Below are 15,758 nucleotides of genomic sequence, written 5' to 3' on the forward strand. Positions count from 1 at the left end.
GCACGCTGGCAGAGTGGCGCCATGACTGACCAGCAGCCCGTCGGCGTCCAGACCGACCGCCTGCAGCTGGTGCTGTGGGACGCGACCACCGTCCAGGCCATCCGGTCGGGCGAGCGCCTGGACGGCTGGCACCCGGACTTCCCGCGCGAGGACGACCGCGGCGCGGCGACCCTGTGGCACGACGGCGACCCGTGGGGGCCGCGGTCGATCGTGTCGCTCAAGCAGCAGCTGGTGATCGGTTCGATCGGGTTCTTCGGGCCGCCCGAGCCGGCCGACGACGAGGTGCCCGAGGTCGAGGTCGGCTACGGGCTGGTGGCCGAGGCGCGGGGCTACGGCCTGGTGACCGAGGCGCTCGGTGCGCTGCTCGCCCGGGCCGACGCGGCGGGCGTCCGGGTGCGCGCCTCGATCGCGCCCGACAACACCGCGAGCCTGCGGGTCGCGGCCAAGGCCGGGTTCACGGGGGTGCGCGGCAGCAACGAGGACGGCGAGCTGGTCCTGGTCCGCCCGCTGCGCTGACTCACGGCGGCCGCCGGAACCGTGGGGATTTCGAGACGCGCGTCGCGGGTTCGCAAGCTCACCCGGCGGCGCTCCTCAATCTCCCATGCTGGTCCGCAGCGACGCTCGTTCCTCGCGTCGCCGCGGGCATGGGAGAATGGCGCACCGTGACCGTCCCGAACGTCCTCGCCACCCGTTACGCCGCCGCCGACCTGACCGCCATCTGGTCGCCCGAGCACAAGATCGTCCTCGAGCGGCAGCTGTGGATCGCCGTCCTCAAGGCGCAGAAGGACCTCGGGATCGACGTGCCGGACGGTGTCGTCGAGGCGTACGAGAAGGTCGCCGACCAGGGCGCGGAGGCCGTCGACCTGGCCAGCATCGCGGCCCGCGAGCGGGTCACCCGCCACGACGTGAAGGCGCGGATCGAGGAGTTCGCGGCTCTCGCCGGCCACGAGCACATCCACAAGGGCATGACCAGCCGCGACCTGACCGAGAACGTCGAGCAGCTGCAGGTCAAGCAGTCCCTCGAGCTGCTGCGTGACCGCGCCGTGGCCACCCTGGCAAGGCTCGGGCGCCTGGCCGCCGAGCACGAGGCCACCGTCATGGCCGGCCGCAGCCACAACGTCGCCGCGCAGGCGACGACCCTCGGCAAGCGGTTCGCGACCGTCGCCGACGAGCTGATGATCGCCGTGGAGCGGATCGAGGACCTGCTCGGCCGCTACCCGCTGCGCGGCATCAAGGGCCCGATGGGCACCGCGCAGGACATGCTCGACCTGCTCGGCGGCGACGCCGACAAGCTCGCCGACCTGGAGAAGCGGGTCGCCCGCCACCTCGGCTTCGACCGGGTCCTCACGAGCGTCGGGCAGGTCTACCCGCGCTCGCTCGACTTCGACGTGCTCTCCGCTCTGGTCCAGCTGACCGCGGCGCCGTCCAACCTCGCCACCACGATCCGCCTGATGGCCGGCAACGAGATCGTGACCGAGGGCTTCAAGGAGGGCCAGGTCGGCTCCTCCGCGATGCCGCACAAGATGAACACGCGCTCCTGCGAGCGGGTCAACGGCCTCGCCGTCGTCACCCGCGGCTACCTGTCCATGGTCGGCGAGCTCGCCGGCGACCAGTGGAACGAGGGCGACGTCTCCTGCTCCGTCGTACGACGCGTCGCGCTGCCCGACGCCTTCTTCGCCGTCGACGGCCTGTTCCAGACCTTCCTCACCGTGCTCGACGAGTTCGGCGCCTTCCCGGCGGTCATCCAGCGCGAGCTGGACCGCTACCTGCCCTACCTCGCCACCACCAAGGTGCTGATGGCCGCGGTCCGCAACGGCGTCGGCCGCGAGAGCGCGCACGAGGCGATCAAGGAGGCCGCCGTCGGCACCGCCCTCGCGATGCGCCAGGGCCAGGCCGAGAACGACGTCTTCGCCAAGCTCGCCGCCGACGAGCGCCTCGGCCTCACCCAGGAGCAGCTGCAGTCGCTGGTCGCCGAGCCGATCACGTTCACCGGCGCCGCGGTCGCGCAGACCCAGGAGGTCTGCCGCCAGGTCGCGGCCGTCGTCGCCGCGCACCCCGGCGCCGCCGACTACCACCCGGGCGCGATCCTCTGACGCCGGTCGAGGTGGCGTTCCCGGTCCCCGCGGACCGGGCCTTCGCCTACCTCGTCGACCCGCGCAACCGGCCGCAGTGGCAGTCGTCCCTGCGCTCGGTGGCCGACGTACGACGCGACGGCGCCGCCTGGACCGACGTGACCGTGGTCCCGGGCGTGCGCCCGCGGATGCGTACGACGATCGCCGAGCCGCCGTACCGCTGGGTCGAGGAGGGCGAGCTCGGCCCGTTCCGGGCCCGGCTCGAGCTCCGTTTCACCCCCACCGGTGAGCAGACCTGCACGGTCGTCGCCGACTTCGCCGTCCGCGGCCTCGGTGTCGGTGGCCTGCTCACCGCTGGTGCCGGGCCGGCCGTCGCGGCCGACCTGCGCCGCGCAGCAGGGCTGCTCAGCGGCTGAAGACGGCGCCGGTCGAGGCGACCGAGGCGCGGACGCGATCCCGCTCGTCGCCGAGGCCGACCAGCAGGGTCTCGAACGCGCGCGCCGGGTCGAGGGTGATCACGGTCCCGACCGCGCCGAGCAGGCCGGACTGGTCGAGCATCGCCCAGCCGTGCACCGTGGTCCACAGGTCGAGGGCGACCTCGAGCGGCTCCGCGGGGTGCAGCCGGCCGGCGTCGATCGCGCGGGCGCAATAGTCGGCGTAGGCCCGGAACGCGTCGAAGCCGATCAGCAGGTCCTCACCGGTCCGCCGGTGCCCGCCGGGGGCGGAGGCGCCGTACATGGCGGCGTACAGGTGCGGGCGCCGGGCCGCGAAACCGGTGTAGGCCAGGGCCAGCAACCACAGGTCGGCGACCGGGTCGTCGGACGGCTCGATGTCGAGCAGCTCCGCACGCAGGGCGGCGAACCCGCGGAGCACGACGGCGTCGACCAGGGCGCCGAGCGAGCCGAACTCGCTGTAGACGGCCATCGTCGAGGCGCCGTAGGCCTGGGCGACCCGGCGCACGGTCACCGCCTCGGGGCCGGCGGTCTCGAGCAGGTCGAGCGCGGTGGCGACGAGCGCGTCGTGCCGGGAGGGCGTGGTCATCGCCACACAGACTACCGGGGCCCGGCAGTGCTATAACACTGTTATGAGTTCACCGCGAACCCTGCCCCGCATCGCCCTGGGGGTCGTCGTCCTCGTCGCCGTCGGCTACTTCCCGCTGGCGTTCACCTACTTCTGGCACTTCTTCGACGCGGGCGCGCCGCGGCTGCAGGACACGCTCCAGGGCGCCGCGGTCAGCCACGACTTCGCCTACGGGCACGGGTCGGTGGTGGCGCTGCGGGCCGAGGACTACCGCGCGCACCGGGTCGTGATGCTGGTCCACACCTCGGCGGGCGCGCTGGCCCTGGCCCTGGCGATGCTGCAGTACTCGGCTCGGCTGCGTCGGCGGCCGGGCGTGCACCGCTGGACCGGCCGCACGTACCTGCTGCTCATGGGCGTGAGCATGGCGGCGGCGTACGCCTTCCTCGTCTCGGCGCCGCAGATCGACTACTTCGGCGGCTCCGCCTTCGACCTGCAGCTGTGGGTACTGGCCAGCTCGACGGTCGCCAGCGCGACGCTCGCGCTGGTGGCCATCCGCCGGCGCGACCTGGTGAGCCACCGTGCGTGGATCGGGATGAACATCGCGTTCATGCTCACCGCGCCGCTGCTACGGGTGCTCTGGGTCGGCCTCGGCCGGCTCGACCACGGGATCGAGCTGATGGTCGGCCTGGACGTCGGCGCGTCCACGCTGGGCGTGGTGGCACCCGGCGCCGGGGCCCTCGCCTTCCTGCTCAGCCAGCCGGTCCGGCGTACCTCACCGGTCGCGGCCGGCGTCCGGTGGCAGTACGCCGCTGCGCTGGTCGTCTCCGTCGCCGGATCGGTGTGGTTGGCCGGCCGGTTCGCGCCCCTCCCGGACGAGGTGCCGGGAGCCAGCCTGTGGATCGGGCACCTCGTCCCGGCGACCGGCCTGGTGCTGATCTGCCTTGCCGGTGCACTGCGGTCGGCCGCCGCCGGCCGCGGCGTCGCCGAGGCGCGCTGGCGGACCCTGCTGTGGGGCGCCGCGATCGCGACCCCGTCGGCGGCGCTCACCACGGTGCTCGCCACGCCGGTCTACGGCACCATCGACGGCTTCCTCGCCGGCACCATGGTCGGTGCGAGCGGCCCGATCGTGGTGGCGTTCGCGCTCGTCGTACGCTCGGCGGCCGCTCGGGCTCAGGAGGGCTTGACGTCCAGGACGACCTCGAACTCCAGCAGGCTGGCGCCGGTCGAGACGGGCTTGCGCTGAGGCTCGCCCTCCGGCGTCGCATGGGCGGCGCGGGCGTCGCCGTCGCGCCAGGCGGCGAAGGACTCCTCGTCGGCCCAGTGGGTGACGACGAAGTAGCGGTCCTCGCCGGCGGTCGGCCGGAGCAGCTGGAAGCCGAGGAAGCCGGGGGAACCCTCGACGGCACCGGCGCGGGCGGCGAACCGCTTCTCCAGCTCGGGGCCGGCGTTCGGCGGGACCTGGATGGCGTTGATCTTCACGACGGACATGCGTCGAGCCTACGCACGGCGCCGGCGCCCGCTACAGCAGGTCGAGCTCGATCGCCCGCTCGATGACCGCCTTGCGCGAGCGCACGCCGAGCTTGCGGTAGATCCGCTGCAGGTGGGTCTTCACGGTGTTCTCGGACACGTGCAGCGCCGCAGCCAGGTCGCTGCGGTTGGTGTGCTGGGCGAGGGCGACCAGCACGGTCCGCTCCTGCCGGGTGAGGGCGACGACGGTCGGCGCGGCGACGACGCAGGCGGGCACGGAGCCGGCGAGGTGGGCACGCACGTCGGCGGTACCCCGATCGTCGGCGGTACGCCGCAGCGCGGCGAGGTCTTCCGCGGGCAGGTGAGCCAGGTGCAGCCGCGCCCCGTCGGCCCCGACCTGCGCGAGCACCCGCTGCAGCAGCGCCGCCGCAGCCTCCTCCTGCCCGGTCCGCGCGGACGCAGCGGCGCCGACGGTGAGCAGCGCGGCCCGTGAGCGGGTCGTGTGCCCGGGACTCGCCTCGAGCGCGGGCAACGCCGCCAGCACGGCCTCGGCGTCGCCCACGCAGAGGCTGGCGAGGGCGGTGGCGGGCGACAGCTGGCCGGCGTACCGCGTCGGTGCCTGCAGTACGGCGGTCGCCCGGGTGTGGTGGCCGGCCGCGAGCCAGGCCGTCGCCAGGGCAGCGCGGACGGCGGCCGCGGCGACGCTGTCACGCATCACCGGCGGCACCGGCGCCCGGCGCAGCTGCTCCTCCACGCGCCGGGCCTCGGCGGCGGCGGACCCGAGGCCGACATGGGCGTGCAGCAGGGTCCAGGTCATCAGCGGCCAGAACTCGGTGGTGTCGCGGAAGGTGCACTCGTCGTAGGCGTGCGCGGCACCTGCGAAGTCGAACGCGTCCAGCCGCAGCACCGCGTCGCCGATGCGGCCCAGCGCGTTGGCCCAGGACAGGTCCTCGCCGGGCCGCCACGCGTCGGCGTCGACGAGGGAGCGGGCCGCGGCCGCCTGGGCGACCCGGCCCTCGAAGGCGGGAAGGCCGACGGCGTAGACCGCCGTGTGGTTGCGGACGGTCGGCGCGGTCGCCATCGCGACCGCCCGGGACGTGGTGTCCCGCGCGCCCTCCGGGTCGCCGGCGAGGAACTGGGAGTAGGCGAGGTGCCGCAGCGCCATCGGCCCCAGGGCGGCGAGCCGTTCGGGGTCCTCGTCGGTGACCCGGCGGAAGAACGCGAGCGCCTCGGCGGCCGCCCGCCCGGACTCCTCGATCCGGCCGAGGAGGCGGAGGCTGACCACCTTCGCGACGTACCCCAGCAGGTACTCGCCCGCCGTCGGGTCGGGGAAGCGTGGGCCGTCCCAGCGTGCCGAGATCGCGAAGTAGTCGGCGGCCGCGCCCCGCAGGGACGGGTCGCGGAAGCAGGCCAGTCCGCGGCCGAAGGCGAGGGCGGGGAACTGGGTGAGCGCGCGGCTCGGTACGGCGGCCAGGTGCCGGTCCACGAGGCTGGCGGAGTGGGCGTCCTGGGTGGTCGCGACGACCGCGGCGTAGACCCGCGCGGCGATGCTGAACAGGCCTGCGCCGACCGCCATCTCGAGGGCAGCCTCGTGGCTGCCGTTGCGGTAGAGCCAGGTCGCACTGCGCTCGGCGGCACGGGACTGCTCCGCCGGCGGCCGTTGCCGCGCCTCGGCGAGCATCACGTCGCGCAGCGACTCGACGTACTGGAACACCTGGTGCCCGGGCGCGAACGGGATCCAGCGGCCGAAGCCGTTCCATTCGAGGTCGTCGAGCATCTCCTTGACCTCGGCCGGTCCGGACACCTCGTCGGAGAGCTCCAGGGCGAGCTCGGCGTCGAGGTACGGCGGCACGCTGGTCGCGAGCACGAAGGCGTACGCCGCGCCGCCCTCGAGCTGACTGCGCAGGTCCTCGGCGACCAGCGCCTGCCAGCCGGGCTCGGAGCGACCGGGAACCGGCCGGGCCGGCCGGGTCGGCTCGCGGGTGAGCATCGCGGCCCGCAGTGCGAGGGGGTACCCGTGGGTGGCGTCGTGGAGCCGCGCGGCGCCGTCGTCGGCCCCGGGGCCACCGAAGGCGGCGAGCAGGTCGCGGGTCTCGGCGAGGGTGAAGGCGAGGTCGTCCTCGGTGAGCAGCCGGACCTCGCCGCGCAGCGTGCGGCCGGGGCTGGCCAGGCCGCCGGAGGTCCGGGTGGTGACGACCACCCGCAGCTGGGGGACCAGCCGGATCAGCTGCAGCAGGTCGGCCTCCACCTGGGCGGCAGCGGACCGGACCTTCTCGTAGGCGTCGACGACGAGGAGGGGGTGGGCGCTGGTCCGCAGCCCGCGGGCGATCACGGCCGCCGGCTCGGCACTCGACTCGATCTCGGCCTGCAGGGCCGGGCCGGGCGTCGTACCGCCCATCACCCCGGCCCGTCCGGCAGCGGCCAGCGCCGTCTGCCAGAACGCCGAGCGCGACGCGAGCTCGTTCTCGACGCTCACCCACACGACGTCGGTGTCGGTGAGGGTCTCGACCCAGGCCCGCGCCAGGCTGGTCTTGCCGAAGCCGCTCGGTGCCGCGAGGACGCTGAGCCGCGGGGCCGGCTCGTCGAGCAGGGTGTGCAGGCGGGCGCGCGCGAGGAGCACGGGACCACCACCGGTCATGGCTCCTCCTCGACCCGAGTCGACGGCTGACGACGCCGACCCATCATCCCGCAGCCGGGAGGAGGGCGCAGGAGGAGGTGGGACCCGGACGGACCTGGGGGGATTCGGTCCGTCCGGGTCACACCGGTCTCGGCGTCGTCGCCCCACCCGCGACGCCACGATCAGCCAACCGGGCCCGACTCCGCGGCGGCAACGCCGCGGGCCGGATGTCGCCCGGAAGGTCACCCGATCGGCACGGCCGGGGAGCAGCTCCGTTCCGAGGGCCGGACCACAGGCGCCGGCGGATCCAGCGAACCTTCACCATGGGCAGCGTGACAATGCTCCGTCGCGGAAGTCGCCCGTCGGGTCACCCGCTCCTCGCGGTCATCGCCCTGCTGGCTGCGGTCGAGGTCGCCAGCGGCGTGATCCAGGGCTACTACGGCCCGGTGATGGTCGACATCGCCCACCGCCTCGACGTCCGGTACGCCGACCTCAACTGGCTCGAGGCCGCCCAGCTGGTGTTCTCCGCGCTGGTCGTGCCGCCGCTGGCCCGGCTGGGCGACCTGGTCGGCCACCGGCGGGTGCTGCTGGTGGCGACCGCCGTGACCGCGCTCGCGACCTGGGCCATCGCGTTCGCACCGAGCTTCCCGATGATGCTGGTGGCCTGGACGCTGCAGGGCACGTACGTCGTGTGGCTGCCGATCGAGGTCGCCGTCATGCACCGGCGCACCGCAGGACTGACCGACCAGGGCCGGCTCACCCGGCGGGCCGCGGCGATCCTGGTCGCGACCCTGGAGCTCTCGGTCATCGTCGCCGCCATGTTGGCCGGACAGCTCGCCGACCGGGTGTCGCTGACCACGATGCTCGTGCTGCCGGCCGTCGTCGTGAGCGTGTGCCTGCCGCTGCTGGCGCTGCTCGAGGAGGTCCCCGGGCTCCCGGGCGGACGGTTCGACTGGGGTGGCCTGGGCCTGATGGCGCTGGCGGTGCTGTCCGTGCTCGGCGGCCTGGTCGCGATCCGGGTCGACGGTGTGACCTCGCTCCCGGCCTGGCTCCTCCTCGCGCTCGGTGGGGCGCTGCTGGTGCCCTGGTGGCGCTACGAGGCAGGCCACCCGGACCCGATGGTCGACGTGCGACTGCTCCGGCAACCGGCCCAGTGGAGCGTTCAGGCGACGGCTTTCCTCGTGGGCATGTCGCTGCTCGGAGCGCAGGTCCCGCTGTCGACGTACTTCCGCAGCGACCCGGCCGTGCACGGCTACGGCTTCGGGCTGAGCGCCGCCCAGGGCTCCGTCCGGATCGCGTTCTACGTCGCCTGCCTGGCGATCGGCGCGCTGACCCTCGGCCCGGTGAGCCGTCGGCTCGGGGCCCGGGGCGCGATGGTGGTCGGCTGCGTGGTCTACGCCGTCGGGTACGCCGCCTGGCTGCCCCTCCACGCGAGCCCGGGTGCGGCGTGGGGTGTGATGGCCGTGATCGGTCTCGGGACCGGCGGCCTGGTCGCCGCGATCCCCGCGGCCGCGGCGGCGGTCGCCCCACCCGGACGTGTCGGCTCGGCCACCGGCCTCACCAACGCGGCCAAGACGATCGGCGGCGGCATCGCCTCGTCGGTGTTCGCGATCTGCCTCGCGGGCAGCGGCGCGATCCGTGTCGACGGGGCCAGCCTCGGCGGCTACTACGCGGTGTGGTCGATCTGCGCTGCCTCGGGCCTGGTGGCCGCCGTGGTCCTGGCCGTCACCGCCCGCTCGGCGGCGGGCGCGGTCGCTACCGACGTGCCAGCAGGTCCAGCTCGATCGCCTTCTCGATGACCCCGTCGCGGGAGTGGACCCCGAGCTTGCGGTAGATCCGCTGCAGGTGCGTCTTCACCGTGTTCTCCGAGACGTGGAGGGCGGCCGCCACGGCGGCACGGGTCGGGTGGTGCGCGAAGGCCGCGACCACGAGCCGCTCCTGCGGGGTGAGCGAGATGCTGACCGTCTTGCCGGCGACGCAGTCGGGGACCGGGCCGCCGAGGTAGGTACGCAGCGCCGCGTCGCCCTGGTGGTCGGCGAGCTGTCGCAGCGCGGCGAGGTCGGGTGCCGGCAGGTACATCAGGTGCGCCCGGGCGCCGTCGGGGCCGACCAGCGCGAGGACCCGGTCCAGCAGGGCCACCGCGGCGTCGCGGTGCTCGCAGCGCAGCGCGGCGGCAGCGCCGAGGGTGAGCAGCGCGGCGCGGGACCGGGTCGTGTGGCCCGGCCGGCTCTCGAGGCGGGGGAGCGCGGCGACGGCGTCGGCCGCCTCGCCCGCGAGCAACCGGGCGAGCAGCTCGGCGGGGGCCAGCTGGCCGGCGTACCGCGTACGGGTGCGGAGCAGCGGTCCGGCCTTGGTGCGGTTGCCGGCGGCCAGCCACAGCACGGCCAGCGCCGCGCGCACGGCGGCCCCGCCCAGGCTGTCCGCGGTCCCCGGCGGTGCGGGGGTGCGGGCGAGGGCGGCCTCGACGCGGTGTGCCTCGGTGGCGGCGTGGCCGAGCCCGAGCCGGGCATGCATGAGCGTCCACGTGACGAAGGGCCAGAACTCGGAGGCGACCGCGAACGGGCAGTCGTCGTACTCCGCGACCGATGCAGCCAGGTCGAAGTCGTCGAGCAGCAGGCTCGCCTGCCCGATCCGGCCGAGCGCGTTGACGTAGTTGTGCGTCTGGCCCGGGCGCCAGGCCGCGGGATCGACGTGCTGCTGGGCGGAGCGCGCCTCGGCGCAGCGTCCGTCGAGGGCGTCGAAGCCGACCGCGTAGACCGCCGTGTGGTTGAGCGACTCGGGACGGGTGCTCATCGTGATCGCCCGGTTCACCGCGCTGCGCGCCGCGTCGACCCGGCCGTCCTGGAACAGGGAGTAGGCGAGGTGGCGCAGGGTCGTGGCGCCGAGGTCGGCGACGTGGTGCTGCTCCCCGTCAGGGATGGTGTCGAAGTGGGCCAGGGCCTGCTGTGCCGCCCGGGCCGAGTCGTCGAACCGGCCCAGCACGCGCAGGCTGGCGACCTTCGCGGTGTGCACCATGAGCACCTCGCCCGGCGTCATGTCGGGCGGCGGGGGACCGACCCACGAGGCCGGGATCCGGAAGTACTCCGCTGCCGCGCCGTGCAGCGCCGGATTGCGGTGGCAGGCAAGGCCCCGGCCGAGCGCGAGCGCCGGGTACTGCGTCAGTGCCCGCCGCGGCACCGTCGCGAGCTGCCGGTCGAAGCGACTGGTCGTGATGGTCTCGGGGTTGCTGGCGACGAGGTCCGCGTAGACCCGCCCGACGACGTCGTACTGCCGGGCGGCGACGGCGACCTCGAAGGCTGCCTCGAACAGGCCGTGGCGGCGCAGCCAGGTGGCCGTGATCCGCGCGGCGCGGGCCTGCTGGGCGGGCGACTGGCGGGCGGCGTCGGCGAGCATCGCGGTCCGCAGCGACTCGACGTACTGGAAGACCTGGCGGCCCGGCGCGAACGGGATCCAGCGCCCGAAGCCGTTCCACTCGAGCTCGGCCAGCGTGCCCTTGACGTCGGGCGAGCCGGTCAGCTCCACCGCGAGGTCGGTGTCGAAGTACGGCGGCAGGCAGGTCACCAGCACCAGCGCGTACGCCGCCCCCTCGCCGAGCTGGACGCGCAGGTCCTCGGCGACCAGCGACTGCCAGTCCGGGGTGTCGGGGTCGGTGTCCGTGCGGGCGAGGGAGAGCATGCCGGCGCGCACGGCGAGCGGGAAGCCACCGGTCGCGGCGTGCAGCTCGCTGGCCCGCTCGGCGGCCCCCGGCTCCCCGAAGGCGGTCAGCAGCTCGCGCGTCTCGTCGGCCGTGAACGCGAGGTCGGTCGCGGTCAGCAGCTCCACGTCGCCGCGCAGGGTGCGGCCGGGGTTGGCCAGACCGGTTCCGGTGCGGGTGGTGACGACCACCCGGACCTCGGGGGCCAGCCGGACCAGGCGGAGCAGGTCGGCGTCGACCGGACCGGTGTCGTCGCGCAGCCGCTCGTGGGCGTCGACGACCAGGACGAGGGGCCCGCACCCGGACAGTGCGCCGGCGATCAGGTCGGGCAGGTCCTTGGCGCGCTCGACGTCACCGACCAGCCCGGCGACCTCGTCGGCGGGCAGGATGCCCAGCCGGCCGGCGTTGGTCAGCACCAGCTGCCAGAAGCTGGCGCGGCGCACGTGGTCGGTGTCGAGGGTCGCCCAGACGACGGTGGCGGGGTCGCGCGGAGCGACCCAGCACCGCACGAGGCTGGTCTTGCCGGATCCGCTGGGCGCCGAGAGGACGACGATCCGCGGGTCCTCCTGGTCCAGCCGCTCGTGCAGCCGGGGACGCGTGAGGAGGACCGGTCCCGTCATCGGCGTCTCCCCCTTTCGGAGGAACCCTAGTGTCGGGCCGCCGCGTCAGTGGCGGTTTTGGTGAGCCCGGTTCAGGCTCGGGCGTCGCCGCCCCAGTTGGCGAGCTTCACCGCGATGTCGTGCAGCCGGCCCTCGGGCACGTCCTCGGCCTCGAAGGCGAGCTGGACGTGGTCGCCCGACGTACGCGCCAGGCCGACCTTCCCGGCCTCGGGCAGGTGCTCGATGATCCGGATCAGGCGGTTGCCGATCCGGCCGAGCTGCGAGGCGTGCTCGTCGGAGAGCTGGCCGAAGGCCTCGGGCTCCCGGTGGTGCAGGGTCAGGCCGAGCCGGTCGCCGGCGTCGTGGCGGGCGAGGATCCAGACCTCGTCCTCCCAGATCACCTGGCCGGGGGCGAAGGACGAGCTGTCGATGAGCGGCTGCGCGGACTCCGTCATGGCGACACTCTGCCATCCGCTGTTCCGGGCCGGAGCAGGACCCCCAGGTTCGCGCCAATCAAAGTCGATTGACTTTGTGAAGTATTATGACGCCCATGACCCTGGCTGCCCTCGCCGTCCCGACGTACGACGACCCGCGGGTCGTCGTACCCGCCCCGGCCGCCGGTGCCGGCAACTGGGCGGGCGCGGCGAGCGCCGTGCTCGTCGACGGCACCTTCTGGCTGACCTACCGGGTGCGCCGCCCGCTCGACGAGGGCCGCGGCGTCACCGTGGTCGTCGCCCGCTCCGACGACGGTGAGTCCTTCGCCACCGTCGCCGAGGTGCACCGCGACGCGTTCGGCTGCGAGTCCTTCGAGCGCCCCGTCCTCGTGCCCGTCCCGGGCGTCGGCTGGCGGCTCTACCTGTCCTGCGCGACCCCCGGCTCCAAGCACTGGTGGGTCGACAGCCTCACCGCCGCGACACCCGCGGAGCTGCCCGCCGGCCGGCGCCGGGTCGTGCTCCCCGGCGACGACACCGTCGCCGTCAAGGACCCGGTCGTCACGCACGGTCCCGACGGCTGGGAGATGTGGCTGTGCTGCCACCCGCTGACCGAGCCCGGCCACGAGGACCGGATGACCACCCGCCTGCTGCGCAGCCCCGACGGTCTCGCCTGGACCGACCGCGGCGAGGTCCTCGGTGGACGCCCGGGGGAGTGGGACGCCCGCGGCGCCCGGGTCACGACCGTTCTCCCGCCGGTCCCCGGCCTGCCCCTGACGGTGCTGTACGACGGCCGCCCCGACGCCGCCGCCAACTGGTTCGAGACCACCGGCATCGCCACCTGGGACGGCACCCGCCTGGTCGCCGCCGACCGCCCGCCGATCTCCTCGCCGCACGGTGACGGCGCGTGGCGCTACGCGTCCGCAGTGCCGCTGCCCGACGGGCGGACCCGGTTCTACGTCGAGGCCGCCCGTCCTGATGGGGCGCACGACCTGGTCACCGTGGTGCGCTGAGGGCTGGTCGGGCGGCGGTTCGCCACGGGATGTAGGCGAGTCACCGCTTCCCGTGCGGAACTCCGCTGCAGGAGCGGCTGTTCGCCTACATCCCGTGATGAATCGTGGCGGTTCACCAAGGGATGTAGGCGAGTCACCGCTTCCCGTGCGGAACTCCGCTGCAGGAGCGGCTGCTCACCTACATCCCGTGATGAATCGACCCCCGAGCCCCGCCCGCGGCCCGCTGGGCGAACGACCCCCGGTCACGGGTGGAGAGCCAGTCGGAGAAGTCCTCGCCGGTGATCTCGCCGAGCAGCCGGATGTCGTCGGCGAACGCCGGCAGCAGCCGGGCGCGCTGCTCGGTGGTCAACGACGGGCGGTGGGCGTCGCGGGTCTGCAGCCGGGCGACGACCGGGACGCTGGCGCGGCGCCACACCCCGGGCGGCACGAACTGCCCGGCCCAGGCGCCGCCGCGGACCACCGGGCCGAGCACGCGCGGACGCCAGCCGGGGGCGACGTACGGGCGCGAGTTGTCGCGGGGGATCGCCTCGACCTGGCCCTCGCGGATGCCGAGGAAGCGGCAGGCCCGGTCGACCGTCTCGGCGGGGTGATCGACGATGTCGCGGTAGCGGACCACGAGGATCCGCGCGGGATCGACCAGCTTGACCAGGTCGCGCAGCTGCTCGCCGTACAGACCGAGCTCGCGGTAGCGCCAGAACGGCGCGTGCCCGGCGGCGATCCGTTCCTCCTCGCGCCCGAACGCGGTCTCGAAGTCGGCCTCGGGCTCGAGGCCGTCGGACCACAGGTGCATCCAGTTGCTGTAGGCGCGGTCGATCGGGTCGCGTACGACGGCGATCAGCCGCACCTCCGGCAGCGCGTCCGCGATCCGGCGCTGGGCGCCGCGGTGCCACAGGTAGAACGGGGTCGACTCGCCGCGCACGGTGCCGGGCGGTGCGGGCCGGAACAGGTCGGCGTACGCGTCGGCGCGCCAGACCCACTCCTGCTGCGAGTGCCGGTCCCCGGGGCCGCCCCAGTGCGGCGGGGGCGCGCCCTCGCACAGCCAGAACTTCGGCTCCTTCGGCGTCGTCACGAAGACGTCGGGGTGGGCGGCGAGCGCGAGGTGCAGGGCGCTGGTGCCGGCCTTGGGGGCGCCGACGAGCAGGAAGTCGGGGCGGGGTTCCCGGGTCATGTGCACCTCCGTCATCTTAAGTCTCGTAAGTGAGTCTAGTTAGACAACAAGGCGCAGCGCAACGATCGTCCTCCTGCCGGACAGGAGAGGAGCATGGGAGAGGACGACTTCCGCCGGTTGTACGCCGCGCACTTCGACGCCGTGCTCGGCTTCGCGCTGCGCCGCACCGACCGGCCCGAGGACGCTGCCGACGTCGCCGCTGACACCTTCCTCGTGGCCTGGCGCCGGCTGGCCCACGTGCCGGAGGGCGATGCCGCCCGCCCGTGGCTGTACGGCGTCGCCCGCCGGACCCTCGCCAACCACCGCCGCGGCGAGGGCCGCCGGGCCGCGCTCGGTGACCGGCTGCGCCGCCAGCTCGCCCATGCCGTCGCCGACCTCGCCGACGAGATCGTCCACCGGGCCGACGTCACCGCCGCGATGAAGCGGCTCAGCGCTCGCGACGAGGAGGTCCTCCAGCTCCACCTGTGGGAGGGCCTCGAACCGCGGGAGATCGCCGACGTGCTCGGCGTCCCGGCGGCTGTCGTACGGCCCCGGCTGTCGCGGGCCCGCTCCCGGCTGCGGGACCTGCTGGGCCCTGATGACGGCAACGATCCGCCCGCTCCCGGACATCTCCCAGCTGAACCCGTCACGACGACCCGGAAGGAAGGTCCCCGATGAAGCGCCCGATCACCGACGCCGGTGTCGCCGGCCTGGCCATCCACGAGGGTCGTGCCGAGCTGCTGGAGGAGATCATGACCCTCGCCACCGTCGAGACCACCGAGCCCACGCCCGTACGCCGCCACCGCCGCGTGCTGCCCGTCCTCGCGGCCGCCGCCGCGGTGCTCGTCATCGCCGCCGGACTGAGCCTCCCGCGGCTGATCGGCGGCGACGACCGCGCGATCGCCCCCGCGCCCTTCGCTGCTCCCGGCCGCGGCACCCTCGCGGTGCTCGACCAGCCCGGCTGGACCCTGACGGCCGCGACCGTGCAGCCGACCTACGGCTCGCTGTCCTACGAGAACGGCGACCGCGAGCTGGAGATCATGTGGAAGGAGGCCGACCTCCACGGCGAGTACGTCGCCGACCGGGAGCGGATCGAAGCGTCCGCCGTGGACCCGGGAGCTCCGGTCACCGTCCTCGGGAGCCCCGGTCGGCTGTGGGCCTACAGCGCCGACGACCACACCGTGATCCGCGAGCCCGACGGCGACGTCTTCCTGGAGTTCCGGGGCAGCGGCATGCGCGAGCCGGCGTACCTCCGGCTGCTCGACGCGCTGACCAGCGTCGCCGCCGCCGACCTCGATGCCCACCTGCCCGACGCGTTCGTGACCGCGCCGGAACGCGACGACGCCATCGCGAGTGCCCTGGCGGGGGTGCCGCTGCCCAACGGCTTCGACCCCGCCACCATCGAGACGACCGAGGTCGACCCGTACCAGCTGGGCGCCGCGGTGACCGGCGCAGTCACCTGCGCCTGGATCGCGGACTACGTGCAGGCCCGCGACAACGGCGACACCGCGGCGATGGGGCGCGCCCGCGAGGCGCTCGCCACGAGCCGGCAGTGGCCGGTGCTGCGTGCCATGGACGAGGAGGGCGACTACCCCGAGGTGGTGTGGGAGATCGCGGCCGACATCGGCCGGGGAACGGTGCCCGAGGAGTACCAGCAGGGACTCGGCTGCGACTGATCCGGTCGCAGGTCAATAGGCT

The 15,758-nt window shown here is 74.3% G+C and carries 14 protein-coding genes; 8 read left to right on the forward strand and 6 right to left on the reverse strand.

What is annotated here, in order from left to right; all coding sequences use genetic code 11:
- Positions 1-21 precede the first annotated feature (21 nt).
- From ACZYRU_RS03495 to ACZYRU_RS03505, 3 genes are all read left to right on the forward strand, one after another.
- On the forward strand, positions 22-516 hold the full coding sequence (locus ACZYRU_RS03495; protein ID WP_488955688.1) for a GNAT family N-acetyltransferase: 495 nt from the start codon (positions 22-24) through the stop codon (positions 514-516).
- Positions 517-662: 146 nt separating this feature from the next.
- Complete coding sequence (gene purB / locus ACZYRU_RS03500) at positions 663-2,093, forward strand: adenylosuccinate lyase (protein ID WP_488955689.1); 1,431 nt, start codon at positions 663-665, stop codon at positions 2,091-2,093.
- A gap of 11 nt (positions 2,094-2,104) precedes the next feature.
- The gene (locus ACZYRU_RS03505) at positions 2,105-2,488 is read left to right on the forward strand and encodes an SRPBCC family protein (RefSeq protein ID WP_488955690.1); all 384 of its coding nucleotides are present in this window, start codon (positions 2,105-2,107) and stop codon (positions 2,486-2,488) included.
- Here ACZYRU_RS03505 and ACZYRU_RS03510 read toward each other — a convergent pair.
- Positions 2,478-3,113, reverse strand: a complete 636-nt coding sequence (locus ACZYRU_RS03510; protein WP_488955691.1) for a TetR/AcrR family transcriptional regulator — start codon at positions 3,111-3,113, stop codon at positions 2,478-2,480. The two genes, ACZYRU_RS03505 and ACZYRU_RS03510, sit on opposite strands and share 11 nt — an antisense overlap.
- Positions 3,114-3,156: 43 nt before the next feature.
- Here ACZYRU_RS03510 and ACZYRU_RS03515 point away from each other — a divergent pair, with 43 nt between their 5' ends.
- Positions 3,157-4,335 carry a DUF2306 domain-containing protein gene (locus tag ACZYRU_RS03515; RefSeq protein ID WP_488955692.1) on the forward strand — a complete coding sequence of 393 codons (1,179 nt, stop codon included), beginning with the start codon at positions 3,157-3,159 and terminating at the stop codon, positions 4,333-4,335.
- On the opposite strand, the gene ACZYRU_RS03520 is transcribed toward ACZYRU_RS03515, so the two are convergent.
- Positions 4,263-4,580: an antibiotic biosynthesis monooxygenase family protein gene (locus ACZYRU_RS03520; protein WP_488955693.1), complete on the reverse strand. Its 318-nt coding sequence runs from the start codon at positions 4,578-4,580 to the stop codon at positions 4,263-4,265. The genes ACZYRU_RS03515 and ACZYRU_RS03520 overlap by 73 nt on opposite strands.
- A gap of 31 nt (positions 4,581-4,611) precedes the next feature.
- The gene (locus tag ACZYRU_RS03525; protein WP_488955694.1) at positions 4,612-7,197 is read right to left on the reverse strand and encodes a helix-turn-helix transcriptional regulator; all 2,586 of its coding nucleotides are present in this window, start codon (positions 7,195-7,197) and stop codon (positions 4,612-4,614) included.
- A 317-nt stretch (positions 7,198-7,514) separates the two neighbouring features.
- On the opposite strand from ACZYRU_RS03525, the gene ACZYRU_RS03530 reads away from it, so the two are divergent.
- Positions 7,515-8,975, forward strand: a complete 1,461-nt coding sequence (locus ACZYRU_RS03530) for an MFS transporter (protein WP_488956242.1) — start codon at positions 7,515-7,517, stop codon at positions 8,973-8,975.
- On the opposite strand, the gene ACZYRU_RS03535 is transcribed toward ACZYRU_RS03530, so the two are convergent.
- Positions 8,932-11,490: a response regulator transcription factor gene (locus ACZYRU_RS03535; RefSeq protein WP_488955695.1), complete on the reverse strand. Its 2,559-nt coding sequence runs from the start codon at positions 11,488-11,490 to the stop codon at positions 8,932-8,934. The genes ACZYRU_RS03530 and ACZYRU_RS03535 overlap by 44 nt on opposite strands.
- Positions 11,491-11,561: 71 nt before the next feature.
- Positions 11,562-11,924: a hypothetical protein gene (locus ACZYRU_RS03540; protein WP_488955696.1), complete on the reverse strand. Its 363-nt coding sequence runs from the start codon at positions 11,922-11,924 to the stop codon at positions 11,562-11,564.
- Positions 11,925-12,019: 95 nt separating this feature from the next.
- On the opposite strand from ACZYRU_RS03540, the gene ACZYRU_RS03545 reads away from it, so the two are divergent.
- Positions 12,020-12,913: a hypothetical protein gene (locus ACZYRU_RS03545; RefSeq protein ID WP_488955697.1), complete on the forward strand. Its 894-nt coding sequence runs from the start codon at positions 12,020-12,022 to the stop codon at positions 12,911-12,913.
- Between the two features lie 178 nt (positions 12,914-13,091).
- Here ACZYRU_RS03545 and ACZYRU_RS03550 read toward each other — a convergent pair whose 3' ends face one another.
- Positions 13,092-14,081: a sulfotransferase family protein gene (locus tag ACZYRU_RS03550; RefSeq protein WP_488955698.1), complete on the reverse strand. Its 990-nt coding sequence runs from the start codon at positions 14,079-14,081 to the stop codon at positions 13,092-13,094.
- Between the two features lie 93 nt (positions 14,082-14,174).
- Between ACZYRU_RS03550 and ACZYRU_RS03555 the strand changes: the two genes are divergently transcribed.
- Entirely contained in the window at positions 14,175-14,738 is a 564-nt protein-coding gene (locus ACZYRU_RS03555; RefSeq protein ID WP_488955699.1) for an RNA polymerase sigma factor, read from the forward strand.
- Positions 14,735-15,736 (forward strand): hypothetical protein, encoded by a 1,002-nt coding sequence (locus ACZYRU_RS03560; RefSeq protein WP_488955700.1) that lies wholly within the window; start codon positions 14,735-14,737, stop codon positions 15,734-15,736. Before ACZYRU_RS03555 ends, ACZYRU_RS03560 begins: the two co-directional genes overlap by 4 nt.
- Positions 15,737-15,758: the final 22 nt, after the last annotated feature.

Source organism: Nocardioides sp. F233 (genome assembly GCF_057813895.1).

Bases quoted from the DNA above. Each gene is read 5' to 3' on its own strand.
- ACZYRU_RS03510 (WP_488955691.1), bottom strand. From the start codon at position 3,113: ATGACCACGCCCTCCCGGCACGACGCGCTCGTCGCCACCGCGCTCGAC.
- ACZYRU_RS03520 (WP_488955693.1), bottom strand. From the start codon at position 4,580: ATGTCCGTCGTGAAGATCAACGCCATCCAGGTCCCGCCGAACGCCGGC.
- ACZYRU_RS03530 (WP_488956242.1), top strand. From the start codon at position 7,515: ATGCTCCGTCGCGGAAGTCGCCCGTCGGGTCACCCGCTCCTCGCGGTC.
- ACZYRU_RS03550 (WP_488955698.1), bottom strand. From the start codon at position 14,081: ATGACCCGGGAACCCCGCCCCGACTTCCTGCTCGTCGGCGCCCCCAAG.
- ACZYRU_RS03495 (WP_488955688.1), top strand. From the start codon at position 22: ATGACTGACCAGCAGCCCGTCGGCGTCCAGACCGACCGCCTGCAGCTG.
- ACZYRU_RS03555 (WP_488955699.1), top strand. From the start codon at position 14,175: ATGGGAGAGGACGACTTCCGCCGGTTGTACGCCGCGCACTTCGACGCC.
- ACZYRU_RS03540 (WP_488955696.1), bottom strand. From the start codon at position 11,924: ATGACGGAGTCCGCGCAGCCGCTCATCGACAGCTCGTCCTTCGCCCCC.
- ACZYRU_RS03545 (WP_488955697.1), top strand. From the start codon at position 12,020: ATGACCCTGGCTGCCCTCGCCGTCCCGACGTACGACGACCCGCGGGTC.
- ACZYRU_RS03515 (WP_488955692.1), top strand. From the start codon at position 3,157: ATGAGTTCACCGCGAACCCTGCCCCGCATCGCCCTGGGGGTCGTCGTC.
- ACZYRU_RS03525 (WP_488955694.1), bottom strand. From the start codon at position 7,197: ATGACCGGTGGTGGTCCCGTGCTCCTCGCGCGCGCCCGCCTGCACACC.
- ACZYRU_RS03535 (WP_488955695.1), bottom strand. From the start codon at position 11,490: ATGACGGGACCGGTCCTCCTCACGCGTCCCCGGCTGCACGAGCGGCTG.
- ACZYRU_RS03560 (WP_488955700.1), top strand. From the start codon at position 14,735: ATGAAGCGCCCGATCACCGACGCCGGTGTCGCCGGCCTGGCCATCCAC.